11 protein-coding genes are annotated in these 13,170 nt (G+C 61.3%); 8 read left to right on the forward strand and 3 right to left on the reverse strand.

Going from position 1 to position 13,170, the window contains the following annotated elements:
* The first annotated feature begins 26 nt into the window (after positions 1-26).
* The 3 genes from GC125_RS20010 to GC125_RS10230 all read left to right on the forward strand — a co-directional run bounded on the left by GC125_RS20010 (position 27) and on the right by GC125_RS10230 (position 2,292).
* Positions 27-599 (forward strand): CoA-binding protein, encoded by a 573-nt coding sequence (locus tag GC125_RS20010; RefSeq protein WP_199864693.1) that lies wholly within the window; start codon positions 27-29, stop codon positions 597-599.
* 65 nt (positions 600-664) lie between these two features.
* Positions 665-1,948, forward strand: coding sequence for an O-acetylhomoserine aminocarboxypropyltransferase (locus GC125_RS10225; RefSeq protein ID WP_151985579.1), 1,284 nt, complete (start codon positions 665-667; stop codon positions 1,946-1,948).
* Entirely contained in the window at positions 1,948-2,292 is a 345-nt protein-coding gene (locus GC125_RS10230) for a cupin domain-containing protein (protein WP_151987781.1), read from the forward strand. The genes GC125_RS10225 and GC125_RS10230 overlap by 1 nt, the downstream gene beginning before the upstream one ends.
* A gap of 26 nt (positions 2,293-2,318) precedes the next feature.
* On the opposite strand, the gene GC125_RS10235 is transcribed toward GC125_RS10230, so the two are convergent.
* Positions 2,319-3,542 (reverse strand): cytochrome P450, encoded by a 1,224-nt coding sequence (locus GC125_RS10235; RefSeq protein ID WP_151987783.1) that lies wholly within the window; start codon positions 3,540-3,542, stop codon positions 2,319-2,321.
* 126 nt (positions 3,543-3,668) lie between these two features.
* Between GC125_RS10235 and GC125_RS10240 the strand changes: the two genes are divergently transcribed.
* The 5 genes from GC125_RS10240 (at position 3,669) to hupB (ending at position 10,384) form a co-directional block, all read left to right on the forward strand.
* Positions 3,669-4,769 (forward strand): NAD(P)/FAD-dependent oxidoreductase, encoded by a 1,101-nt coding sequence (locus GC125_RS10240; protein WP_151985580.1) that lies wholly within the window; start codon positions 3,669-3,671, stop codon positions 4,767-4,769.
* A 138-nt stretch (positions 4,770-4,907) separates the two neighbouring features.
* The gene (locus tag GC125_RS10245; RefSeq protein ID WP_151985581.1) at positions 4,908-5,540 is read left to right on the forward strand and encodes an ATP-dependent Clp protease proteolytic subunit; all 633 of its coding nucleotides are present in this window, start codon (positions 4,908-4,910) and stop codon (positions 5,538-5,540) included.
* A 342-nt stretch (positions 5,541-5,882) separates the two neighbouring features.
* A complete protein-coding gene (gene clpX, locus GC125_RS10250) occupies positions 5,883-7,160 on the forward strand; it encodes an ATP-dependent Clp protease ATP-binding subunit ClpX (protein ID WP_151985582.1) in 1,278 nt (425 codons plus the stop codon).
* Positions 7,161-7,478: 318 nt separating this feature from the next.
* Positions 7,479-9,896, forward strand: coding sequence for an endopeptidase La (gene lon / locus GC125_RS10255; RefSeq protein ID WP_151985583.1), 2,418 nt, complete (start codon positions 7,479-7,481; stop codon positions 9,894-9,896).
* 215 nt (positions 9,897-10,111) lie between these two features.
* A complete protein-coding gene (gene hupB / locus GC125_RS10260) occupies positions 10,112-10,384 on the forward strand; it encodes a DNA-binding protein HupB (protein ID WP_126010689.1) in 273 nt (90 codons plus the stop codon).
* A gap of 95 nt (positions 10,385-10,479) precedes the next feature.
* Here hupB and GC125_RS10265 read toward each other — a convergent pair whose 3' ends face one another.
* Both GC125_RS10265 and GC125_RS10270 read right to left on the reverse strand, forming a co-directional pair.
* Positions 10,480-12,117: a M20/M25/M40 family metallo-hydrolase gene (locus GC125_RS10265; protein ID WP_199864540.1), complete on the reverse strand. Its 1,638-nt coding sequence runs from the start codon at positions 12,115-12,117 to the stop codon at positions 10,480-10,482.
* Entirely contained in the window at positions 12,110-13,144 is a 1,035-nt protein-coding gene (locus GC125_RS10270) for a class 1 fructose-bisphosphatase (RefSeq protein ID WP_151985585.1), read from the reverse strand. The genes GC125_RS10265 and GC125_RS10270 overlap by 8 nt, the downstream gene beginning before the upstream one ends.
* Between the last annotated feature and the right edge of the window lie 26 nt (positions 13,145-13,170).

Raw genomic sequence — 13,170 nt, forward strand, 5'->3', positions numbered from 1 at the left:
AAGTGGCGCACAATCCGTTCTTTGCAATGGATAATGACGGGAACCTGAAGCTGCCGCTCTTCGATCACGACAAATACGACGACGCCTACATCGCCGAGATCCTGCGCGAGGTGAAATCGGTCGCGATCATCGGCGCATCCGCCAATGCGGTTCGACCGAGCTATTTCGTGACGAAATACATGATCGCCAAGGGATATGCCGTTTTTCCCGTCAATCCGGGCCAGGCGGGGAAGGAAATTCTTGGCCGCCCCGTTTCCGCAACGCTCGCCGACCTTCCGCAGCCCGTCGATATGGTCGATATTTTCCGGGCTTCGGATGCGGTTCCGGGCGTGACGGACGAGATTTTAGCCATGCCGGTGCTGCCGAAGGTGGTCTGGATGCAATTGACCGTGCGGCACGATGCATCGGCCGAGCGGTTGCAGGAGGCGGGGATCAAGGTGGTGATGAACCGCTGTCCGAAGATCGAATATGCACGGCTGTCCGGCGAAATCGGCTGGAGCGGCGTCAACAGCCGCCGGATTTCATCGCGTAAGCCGATGATGCGCACGGGTTACCAGAGTTTTGGGATCGTCGCGCAGAGCGATGATTCAGATACTTAAGCGAATCACCTAACCACTTGAGAGACGGCAGTTTCTCGGACGGCAATCAGCGGAGGAGAGGGCTCATGTCCAAGAACGAACCAGGATTTGCCACGCTTGCGATCCATGCGGGCGCGCAGCCCGACCCGACAACCGGCGCGCGGGCGACGCCGATCTACCAGACGACGAGCTTCGTCTTCAACGATGCCGACCACGCCGCATCGCTTTTCGGCCTGCAGGCCTTCGGCAACATCTACACCCGCATCATGAACCCGACGCAGGCGGTGCTCGAGGAGCGCATCGCGGCGCTGGAAGGCGGCACAGCGGCATTGGCGACGGCATCCGGCCATGGCGCGCAGTTGCTGGTCTTCCACAACATCATGCGCCCGGGCGACAATTTCCTTGCCGCCAAGCGGCTTTATGGCGGCTCGATCAACCAGTTCGGCCACGCCTTCAAGAATTTCGACTGGCAGGTGCGCTGGGCCGACCCGGCCGATCTCTCCACCTTCGAAAGCCAGATCGACGACCGCACCAAGGCGATCTTCATCGAAAGCCTCGCCAACCCGGGCGGAACCTTCACCGACATCCAAGCGATTGCCGATCTTGCCCACAAGCATGGCCTGCCGCTGATCGTCGACAACACGATGGCATCGCCATATCTGCTCCGTCCGCTGGAGCATGGCGCCGACATCGTGGTCCATTCGCTGACGAAGTTCATCGGCGGCCATGGCAATTCTATGGGCGGCATCATCGTCGATGGCGGCACGTTCGACTGGTCCGCATCCGGCAAATACCCGATGCTCTCCGAGCCGCGGCCGGAATATAACGGCATCGTGCTGCACGAAACCTTCGGCAATTTCGCGTTCGCCATCGCCGCGCGCGTTCTCGGCCTGCGCGATTTCGGCCCGGCAATTTCACCGATGAACGCGTTCCTGCTGCTTATGGGCGTGGAGACGCTGCCGCTGCGCATGCAACGCCACTGTGACAACGCCATCGAAGTCGCGCGCTGGTTGAAGGCGCACGACAAGGTGTCCTGGGTGAACTATGCCGGTCTGCCGGATGATCCGAACAATGCGCTTCAGAAGAAATACGCGCCGAAGGGCGCCGGCGCCGTCTTCACGTTCGGTCTAAAGGACGGATACGAGGCCGGTATCCGCTTCGTCGAGGCGCTGGAGATGTTCTCGCACCTCGCCAATATCGGCGACACGCGCTCGCTCGTTATTCATCCGGCCTCCACAACTCACCGCCAGCTCACCGAAGAGCAGCAGATTGCCGCCGGCGCGGGTCCCGACGTCGTGCGCTTGTCGATCGGCATCGAGGATGTCGCCGACATCATCGGCGATCTGTCGCAGGCTCTGGACAAGGCATGATGGTGAAGGCGCTTCGGGTCGAGACCGGAACCTGCGAAGCGGAGGCCAGCGCGCCTCCGCCCGAACGCGTCATTTCCGGTGACCCGCAATTCACCACCTGGAACATCGAGGACAGTGGCAAGGGCCTCTATGCCGGCGTGTGGGAAGCCACGCCCGGCAAGTGGATCATCTCCTACGAGGAGTGGGAGTATTTCCGCGTCATCTCCGGCCTCTCGATCGTGACGGAAGAGGGCGGCGAGCCGGTCCGCTACGGCCCCGGCGATGCCGGCATTATCCGGCCCGGCTTTCGGGGCACCTGGGAAGTGGTCGAGACGACTCGGAAGGATTACGTCATCTCGATCTGACGCGCATTGGTTCCGCCTGCGGCTTGTCACCAGCGGCAGTCGAGGCGCTCCAACCCATGAAAATGATAGCTGTCGCGGTAGCGCGGCGGTTGAGCGAGTGAAAGACCCGGCAGCCGTTCAAACAGAATCGGCAGCGAGACCTGCATTTCCAGCCGTGCAAGCGGCGCTCCGATGCAGAAATGGATGCCGGCGCCGAAGGAGACGTTCGCGCCATCGCTGCGCTGAATGTCGAACAGGTCGGCGTTCTCGAACCGTCTTGGGTCGCGGTTGGCGGCACCCAGCATCAGCCCGATTCTGTCGCCCTTCTTCAGCGCGATGCCATCCTCGAGCACGACATCCTGCAGCGCGTAGCGCGTGAACATGTGGAGCGGCGCATCGAAGCGCAGGGATTCCTCTACCGTCGCGGCCGTCGATCGTTCGTCGGCGAAAAGAGCCGCCGGATCACTGCCCGCCTCCAGGATGGTCTTCACGGCATTTCCGGTCTGGTGCACCGTCGCTTCATGGCCGGCATTCAGCAGGAGGATCGCGGTCGAGATCAACTCGTCCTCGCTCAGCCGGCCGCCATCCTGTTCGGCGGCGATCATGTGGCTGATCAGATCGTCGCGCGGGTGGGTGCGCCGCTCGCCGACGAGGCCGCGCAGATAGTCGGCGAAGTCCCGTGCGGCCGTATTGGCGTCGTCCTCGGCGGCACGGTCGCGGCCGAACATGTACATACGCACCATGCGGTGCGACCAGTCGAGCAGGTCAGGCACGCGGTCGTCCGGAACCCCGAGCATGCGGGCAATCACTGTCGCCGGAATGATTTCGGCATAGGCCGACAGGAACTCTGCTTCGCCGTTGCCCTCGAACCTGTCGATCAGCTTATGGCAGAGCGCGGCGATCTCCGGTCGCAAACGGTCGACATGGCGCGAGACGAAAGCCCGGTTGACCAGCGTGCGCAGCCGGGTGTGGACCGGTGGCTCCAATTCCAGCAGCGAATGCGCCTCCACCGTGTCGAAATCGGCGAGATGCGCGGCCGGTTCCGGCAAGCCGATTTCTTCGCGCGTTGCCACATGCAAGATCTGTCGGCCGAACCGCCGATCCCGCAAAAGCGCATTGACCGCATCGAACCCGACGAAGCACCAGAATCCGTAATTTTCCCAGAAGAACGCGGGTGATTGGGCATGAAGCGCGGCATAGACGGGATAGGGGTCGGTGAAGAACGCTGGATCGCGCGGATCGAGCGACAGATGCCGCCCGTCAAGCGCCATGATAGGTGCATGTGAGCCCAAACCGTATCCTTTCAGAGGGTTTTACCGTAGTTCGGCAAGCGATAAGCACGGGGCTTCGCTTTGTGAAGCCCGCGCGTGCAGTGAGCCTGAGAAGTGAGGCAGGAAATGAAAGTCATCATCGTCGGCGCTGGGATCGCGGGCCTTTCGACCGCCTGGTCCCTGGTCAAGGCCGGTCATCAGGTGACGCTTCTCGAGCAGGGGCCGATACCGAATCCGCTGGCCGCTTCCGGTGACCACCACCGCATCATCCGCCGTGCCTACGGCAGGTCCTCGGGCTATGGGCGCGCGATCACGGAGGCTTATGAAGCCTGGGACGAGATGTGGGCCGATCTCGGCGAGAGCCATCTGGATGCACGAGGCTTCATGTGCATTTCCCGCGAGCCCGGCGACGAGGCCGAAGAGATGCGCGATGGCCTGGCCGATGGCGGCTACCCGTTCGAGGAGCTGGATGCTGCCGAGACCGCGCGCCGCTATCCGTTTCTCGACGAGCAAGCGATTCGCTTTGCATTCGAGTCGCCGGAAGGTGGCGCTCTGCACTGCCGGCGTATCGCGTCGGGGCTCGCGACCTGGCTGCTCGGTGCCGGAGCGCAGTTGGAAGAGAACGCAAAGGTCATCGCCGTCGATGCCGAGGCGGGCGCGGTGCTGCTGGAAAATGGCCGTCGTTGCGAGGCCGACCAGGTCGTCGTCACAGCGGGTGCATGGGTCCTGAAGCTCTTTCCGCATCTGGGCGTCGACCTGAAGACCTATCGCACCGCCGTCGTCTATCTCGATCCCCCGGCCGAATTCGCCGAGGCCTGGGAGCGGACGCCTGTCATCCTCGATGTCGGCGGGAAGACCGACGGCTACATCATCCCGCCATCGGGCGACGGTGGTCTGAAATTCGGCTCGGGGCTCCACAAAAGGCCGCACGACGACGCCGATGCGCAACGCGAGCCAACGGAAGACGAAGGGGAGACGATCCGCGACCTCTTTGCGCCGCCGTTCCTGCGCCTGGAATCCTATCGCGTGCGCCAGACGGTAACCTGCGCCTATACCTTCACCGAGGACGAGCGATTCTTTGCATCCCACTTCGGTCGATGCGTCGCCGTGTCGGCCTGTTCGGGGCATGGCTACAAGTTCGGCGCTGCCGTGGGACGCCGGGTCGCAAGGTTTGTCGACGACCGGGATTATGAGGCTCTGCAGTCCTGGCTCAGGGCCGATCCTTAAGGTTAAGACGTCGAGCCTCTTTCAATCCATGGGTCTCGTCTTGAAGACAGGCATATCCACACTCTATGTAAGGAATGGCAGGATTACGTGATTCTCGTGGCCGGTTCGGAGCCGCAAGTTTTTTCAAGGACTGATTGCATGACAAGAACGGTTGATACCGCAATGGCGCTGGTGCCGATGGTCGTCGAGCAGACGAACCGCGGCGAACGTTCCTACGACATCTTCTCGCGCCTTCTGAAAGAGCGGATCATCTTCATCACCGGTCCGGTCGAGGACCAGATGGCGACGCTGGTTTGCGCTCAGTTGCTTTTCCTCGAGGCCGAAAACCCGAAGAAGGAAATCGCGCTCTACATCAATTCGCCGGGTGGCGTTGTCACGGCCGGCATGGCAATCTACGACACCATGCAGTTCATCAAGCCGGCGGTCTCGACGCTTTGCGTCGGCCAGGCGGCATCGATGGGTTCGCTCCTGCTTTGCGCCGGCCACAAGGACATGCGCTTTGCGACGCCGAATGCCCGCATCATGGTGCACCAGCCTTCGGGCGGCTTCCAGGGTCAGGCATCGGACATCGAGCGCCATGCTCAGGACATCATCAAAATGAAGCGCCGCCTCAACGAGGTCTACGTCCAACACACCGGACAAGATTATGACACGATTGAGCGTACGCTGGACCGCGATCACTTCATGACGTCGGAAGAAGCGCGTGACTTCGGCATCGTCGACAAGGTCATCGCGTCGCGCGAAGCCATGGAACTCGAAGCCGCGAAGTGAGAGCCTAGCTAGAATGCGAAGGCGACCCGATTGTATTGGCCGCTTCGCCATGTGGGGCGAAGCTGCCGTTTGCTTGAAGCAAGTGTGACGATCCGGTATCACCGGGCAATGAAGTCGTATCGGCTAGCCTGTTCGTAACCGTGCTGGATTGTTGCCGAGGGTCGGCAAATCTGATTTTGTCAACCCTCAGGCTATAGATGTCGCTATAGGACATCAGTTGGTGCCGGATACAGGCGACCCCCACCATCCAGGGTCGCTGACGAAGGGCACCCGGGTGGGATGCCCGAACGCAGATTGAACAGGTTTCGGCACCCTTGTCGAAAGTGCTGGAAGGGAATGGATATGAGCAAGGTCAGCGGCGGCAATAGCGGCGACTCCAAGAATACGCTTTATTGCTCTTTCTGCGGCAAGAGCCAGCACGAGGTGCGCAAGCTCATTGCGGGTCCGACGGTTTTCATCTGCGATGAATGCGTCGAACTCTGCATGGACATCATCCGCGAGGAAAACAAATCCTCGATGGTCAAGTCCCGCGACGGCGTACCCACGCCGCAGGACATCATCAAGGTTCTCGACGAGTATGTGATCGGCCAACAGCAGGCCAAGCGCATCCTCTCGGTCGCGGTGCACAATCACTACAAGCGCCTGGCGCACGCAGCGAAGAATTCCGACGTGGAACTCTCCAAGTCGAATATTCTGCTCGTTGGCCCTACGGGTTGCGGCAAGACCTATCTTGCCCAGACCCTGGCACGCATCATCGACGTGCCGTTCACGATGGCTGACGCCACGACGCTCACCGAGGCCGGCTATGTCGGCGAAGACGTCGAGAACATCATTTTGAAGCTGCTACAGTCGGCCGACTACAACGTCGAGCGGGCGCAGCGCGGCATCGTCTACATCGACGAAGTCGACAAGATTTCGCGCAAGTCGGACAATCCCTCGATCACCCGCGACGTGTCGGGCGAGGGCGTGCAGCAGGCGCTTCTGAAGATCATGGAAGGCACGGTCGCATCCGTTCCTCCGCAGGGCGGTCGCAAGCATCCCCAGCAGGAGTTCCTGCAGGTGGATACCACGAACATCCTGTTCATCTGCGGCGGCGCCTTCGCCGGTCTCGACCGGGTCATCTCGGCCCGCGGCGAGAAGACGTCGATCGGCTTCGGTGCAACGGTCAAGGCCGCTGAAGATCGTCGCGTCGGCGAGGTTCTTCGCGATCTCGAGCCGGAAGATCTGGTGAAGTTCGGTCTCATTCCGGAATTCATCGGCCGTCTGCCGGTTATCGCGACACTCGAAGATCTCGACGAAGATGCTTTGATCCAGATCCTCTCCGAGCCCAAGAACGCGTTGGTGAAGCAGTATCAGCGCCTGTTCGAGATGGAAGACGTCGAACTGACCTTCCACGAGGACGCGCTTCGCGCCATCGCCAAGCGCGCGATCACCCGCAAGACCGGCGCACGTGGCCTTCGTTCGATCATGGAGAAAATCCTGCTCGACACGATGTTCGAGTTGCCGGCGCTGGATGGCGTTCGTGAAGTTGTAATCTCGGACGATGTGGTCGGCGGCTCGGCTCGCCCGCTCTACATCTACTCGGAGCGCGAAGAGGAAAAGGGCAACGCGACAGCGTGATCCCGGCCCACCCATCGGCTCCAAAAGTCTCGGCCGAAAGCCCGCCCAAAGGCGGGCTTTCGTGTTTGTTGATCTCGGGCTTTCCGCCTGTCCCAAGAGCTGTTGATGCTGAGAAATTCTCGACGTTTTGACAATTGCGTGACAGCCCGTTTCCGAAGGATGATGGTGTGACTCGTGGCCGTGGCAGCCACTTGAAACACACACGGGATAACGCCACTTAACTTTCAACGATCGAGGGCCTCAAACCCCCGTTTTCCGCCGATCGGCGGCTCCCGCAAGTGCCGCAAGGCACGTCACGCGGGCCAGAAAGGAAGATTGATGAACGACAAGACCATGACAGCAGCCGCGGATGCCTATCCCGTCCTCCCGCTGCGCGACATCGTTGTGTTCCCACACATGATCGTGCCGCTCTTCGTGGGCCGTGAGAAATCCATCCGCGCATTGGAAGAGGTCATGGGTGGCGATAAGCAGATTCTGCTTGCGACCCAGACCAACGCCGGCGACGACGATCCGGAACCATCTGCGATCTACAAGATCGGAACGGTTGCGAATGTCCTTCAACTCCTGAAATTGCCGGACGGCACCGTCAAGGTGCTGGTGGAAGGCCGTGCGCGCGCCGAGATAACCGGCTATTCGGATCAGACCGACTACTACGAAGCCAGTGCCAAGCCGCTCGAAGAGCCCACCGAAGATCCGGTCGAGCTCGAAGCGTTGGCGCGTTCGGTGGTCACTGAATTTGAAAGCTATGTGAAACTCAACAAGAAGATCTCGCCGGAAGTCGTCAGCGCCGCCAGCCAGATCGACGATTATTCGAAGCTCGCCGATACGGTCGGCTCGCATCTGTCCATCAAGATCAGCGAAAAGCAGGACATGCTGTCCACGCTTTCGGTGAAGAAGCGTCTGGAAATGGCGCTCGGCTTCATGGAAGGCGAAATCTCCGTTCTGCAGGTTGAGAAGCGCATCCGCTCGCGCGTCAAGCGCCAGATGGAGAAGACCCAGCGCGAGTACTATCTCAACGAGCAGATGAAGGCGATCCAGAAGGAACTCGGCGACGGCGACGACGAGCGCGACGAGATGGCCGAACTGGTCGAGCGCATCCAGAAGACCAAGCTGTCCAAGGAAGCGCGCGAAAAGGCCGATGCCGAGCTGAAGAAGCTGAAGCAGATGAGCCCGATGTCGGCGGAAGCCACCGTCGTGCGCAACTATCTCGACTGGCTGCTCGGCCTACCGTGGGGCAAGAAGTCCAAGATCAAGACCGATCTCAACAATGCCGAGATGATCCTCGAGACCGATCACTACGGTCTGGACAAGGTCAAGGAACGCATCGTCGAGTATCTCGCCGTCCAGGCGCGGTCCAACAAGATCAAGGGTCCGATCCTCTGCCTCGTCGGCCCTCCCGGCGTCGGCAAGACCTCGCTCGCCCAGTCGATCGCCAAGGCGACCGGCCGCGAATACATCCGCATGGCGCTTGGCGGCGTGCGGGACGAGGCTGAAATCCGCGGCCACCGTCGCACCTATATCGGCTCGATGCCTGGCAAGGTCATCCAGTCGATGAAGAAGGCGAAGAAGGCCAATCCGCTCTTCCTGCTCGACGAAATCGACAAGATGGGCCAGGACTTCCGCGGCGATCCGTCCTCGGCACTTCTTGAAGTGCTCGATCCGGAACAGAATTCGACCTTCATGGACCACTATCTCGAGGTCGAATACGACCTCTCGAACGTGATGTTCATCACCACGGCGAACACGCTGAATATTCCTGCGCCCCTGATGGACCGCATGGAGATCATCCGTATCGCCGGCTACACCGAAGACGAGAAGCTGGAGATCGCAAAGCGTCACCTTCTGCCGAAGGCGATCCGCGACCACGCCCTGCAGCCGAGCGAATTCTCGGTCTCAGACACGGCGCTCATGGAAGTCATCCGCACCTATACACGGGAGGCGGGTGTCCGTAGCCTTGAACGCGAGCTGATGAAGCTTGCTCGAAAGGCCGTGACGCGGATCCTGAAAGACAAGGAACTGAAGACGATCGATGTGACGCCCGAGAACATCCCTGATTTTCTTGGCGTACCGCGCTATCGCCATGGTGAGATCGACGGTGAGGATCAGATCGGTGTCGTCACCGGTCTTGCCTGGACCGAAGTCGGTGGCGAATTGCTGACGATCGAAGGCGTCATGATGCCCGGCAAGGGCAAGATGACGGTCACCGGCAATTTGAAGGACGTGATGAAGGAATCGATTTCCGCGGCGGCATCCTATGTCCGCTCGCGCGCCGTCGATTTCGGCATCGAGCCGCCGCTGTTCGACAAGCGGGACATCCACGTGCACGTGCCGGAAGGCGCGACGCCCAAGGACGGTCCGTCTGCCGGTGTGGCAATGGTGACGGCGATCGTCTCCGTAATGACCGGCATCCCCGTTCGTAAGGATGTCGCCATGACGGGTGAGATCACGTTGCGTGGCCGTGTCCTGCCGATCGGTGGATTGAAGGAGAAGCTTCTGGCGGCGCTTCGTGGCGGCATCAAGAAGGTGCTGATTCCCGAGGAAAACGCCAAGGATCTGCCGGAAATCCCGGACAACGTGAAGAACGGGCTCGAAATCGTCCCCGTTTCGCGCCTCGGCGAGGTTCTGGAGCATGCGCTGACGCGAGTACCGGAGCCGATCGAATGGGATGCAGCGACTGCGAGCGCCGTCGTCGCTCCAGATCTCGGCGAAGACCACGGTGCAACCATCGCTCATTGATGGATAAAGAGGCACCTTTAGCGGGCTTCATGTCCCTGCTGTGATAAGCAAGTGGAAAACCGGGCCAAGTGCCCGGTTTTTTCATGTCCAATTGCTGAAAACGCTGGAAAACCGGGCTTTTCCGTGCGATTGGCATTCGATTGCCAGGCGTCTGGACTAAGATGCCGAGCCAGTTTCAGTGAAACGTTTCGTACCAATTAGAAAGGGGTGGAAACATGAACAAGAATGAACTCGTCGCTGCCGTCGCCGAGAAGACCGGCATGGCAAAGACCGAGGCGGGCTCCGCTGTTGAGGCCGTCTTCGAAGTCATCACCGGCGAATTGAAGTCGGGTGGCGACGTGCGCCTCATTGGTTTTGGAAATTTCTCGGTATCGCGCCGTGAAGCTTCGAAGGGCCGCAACCCCTCGACGGGCGCTGAAGTTGATATCCCGGCACGCAACGTTCCCAAGTTCTCTGCCGGCAAGGGCCTCAAGGACTCCGTCAACTAAGACGGGTTCCACAGGACAAGAATTCGAAAAGCCCGGGCTCTCGCCCGGGCTTTTCATTTTGCGGTCCGGCGTTCTTGGTCTTGAGCCGGTCGGGCTCAGCCGTTGAGTACATCGTCGATGACGGTTGCCAGAAGATCGGGCAGAACCCGGAACGTGTAATCCCCGTGGGTGCGCTCCAGGAAATGATGATAGTCGCGCCCCCACGGACCGATATTCACGGTGGGGATCGGCGGATGGCCGTCATCGTCCGCAAAGCGGATCGAGGAACCCCAAAGCGGGATTTCACCACGGATACCCTCAAGGCTTGCCGACGCATTGCGCGCCAGGAAGCTGATATCCGAGATGGCGGGAAAGAACTCACGGGAGCCGACCGATAGCCGTTCGCGATCCGCAATTTTCGCCATGGCAGACTCGACCACCTTGCGGGTCTGCACCGCGGACGTGTCTGTAGGCCACGCGATGGCTGGGTAGGGCGTTGATGCGATCCCCAGGACGACTGCAGCGCCTGGGAGCTGCGCCGCATCCAGCGCGAGCTCCGTCAACCGGCGTGAGCGCTCGGGCAGGTCGAAGGAAGACTGCTCCAGCGTCGCTGCCGCAATTCGGTACTGGTCGTCAAAGCCAGGGCTCGCGGCCTCGGCACGCTCGCGCAATTCGGCAAAGGTGAGAATGGAGACGTCGTCCCATAGCGGGCTGGCGGACAGCTTGAACGCGGCCGCGCGCTCCTTCATGCGACCCGCCGCCCGGCCGACGGCCGTCACTGCCATCTCACGCGCCATCGCGATGATGTCTTCCGGGCGCCGACGGTGCATCAGCACGTTCCAGTAGAGCCAAGCGCGTCCAGGCGTCGTGACGTTGTAGACGCTTTTCGCATCCTTGAGCGACAGTGCAGTCGGCGGCGCCGCGACTTCGTCGCCCGTCATTTCACCGAGCGCTGGCGCGCATTCGAATTCGATGGCGAGTTCCGCCGCCAGATAGGCGGCGTTGATGCCGTCGAACGGATAGCAGGCGTGTGCGTCCTTGCCGGCCACGAACGCGCTCAGCAGGACCTTGCCGATCGTGCCGAAGGTTGCCACCCGGCCGTTCTGCCCGGCATCGGCATCGCACGTCGCATCGAGATTGATCGCCACGATGGGCTCGAGGCCGCGTGAACGCAGAAACTCGGGCAACATGGCAGAGACCGCGCGCATGCCGACGGAGTTTTCTTCCTCGTCCGGCGTCGCGATCAGCAACAGATTGCCGATGCGATCGTCGCCGCTCTCGGCAAAGTGCTCCAGCACGGCAAGCCCTGCCGCCACGCCGGATTTCATGTCGAGCATTCCGCGTCCGGGAACGAAGTCACCGCTCTTGAGATCGGCCAGCGCCTGCGGATATCCACCGCTCGCTTCGAGCCGCGCGATCAAGCCTTCGCGCAGCGCATCCGGCGATCCGGCAAGCGTCGACAGGTCGCCATAATCGTCGACCGGCACGACGTCGAAATGGCCGGCCAGGATGATCGTGCGACGGCCCGAACCCCGCACGAGCGCGAGTACATTGGCCCGGTCATTGGGATCGCCCTCGATCGGGGCGAGCGTGAGATCGCTCGGATTGGTCTTGAAATAGGGGTGTTCGGCGATCAGGTCGTTCAACCGACCGGCGAACGCCGCTTCGTCCGGCGTGCCGGTGACGCTGGGCCAGCCGACGAGCGTGTGGGAGAGCGCGCGTGCGCGCTCCGTCAGCCGCTCGCGCTCAGGCACGATCGCGCGTGCCGTGGCTCGCCTCGCGGTGATAGGCGGCGACGATTTCCACCTCTTCGCGCGAACCCATGATGACACTGACCCGCTGATGGAGTTTTTCCGGCTGCACATCGAGAATGCGTTCGTGGCCCGTGGTGGCCACGCCGCCCGCCTGTTCCATGAGGAAGCCCATCGGGTTCGCCTCGTACATCAGGCGCAGCTTGCCCGGCACGTCCGGCTTCCGCTTGTCCCAGGGATACATGAAGATGCCGCCACGTTTCAGGATACGGTGAATGTCGGCGACCATGGAGGCCGTCCAGCGCATGTTGAAGTCTTTGCCGCGCGGCCCGGTCTTGCCGGCGAGGCACTCCTCCACGTAGCGCTGCATGGGCGCATCCCAATGCCGCTGGTTCGACATGTTGATGGCGAATTCCGCGCTGGTTTCGGGAACGCGCAGCCGCTCGTCGGAAAGCACCCACGAGCCCATTTCGCGATCCAGCGTGAATTCGAAAACGCCGGTGCCCACCGTCAGGACGAGAAGCGTCTGCGGCCCGTAGATCGCGTAGCCGGCGGCGACCTGGCGGGTGCCGTGTTGAAGGAAATCCTCCTCCCGGATCTCACGGCCGGAGGCGTCTGCAGGCGCTTCCAGCACCGAGAAGATGGTGCCGACGGAGAGATCGACGTCGATGTTGCTCGATCCATCGATCGGGTCGTAGACGAGGAGGTATTCACCCTTGGGGTATCGGTTCGGAATGCGATGGATCGTATCCATCTCTTCCGACGCCATGGCGGCGAGATGCCCGCCCCATTCGTTGGCTTCGATCAGGAATTCGTTGGCGAGGACGTCGAGCTTCTTCTGCACCTCGCCCTGAACGTTCTCGCTGTCGAGCGAACCGAGATTGCCGCCCAGAGCGCCCTTGTTGATCGTGTGGCTGATCGCCTTGCAGGCGCGCGCGACGATCTCGATCAGGAGGCGTAGCTGTGCCGGAAGCGCTTCTTCCTTCCGCTGCTGCTCGATGAGAAACTGCGTCAGTGTCTTGCGCTTCATGGCTCGGTTCTCCGCTCGTCGCGGCG

It is taken from the genome of Rhizobium sp. EC-SD404, from assembly GCF_902498825.1.
Lineage (GTDB): Bacteria > Pseudomonadota > Alphaproteobacteria > Rhizobiales > Rhizobiaceae > Georhizobium.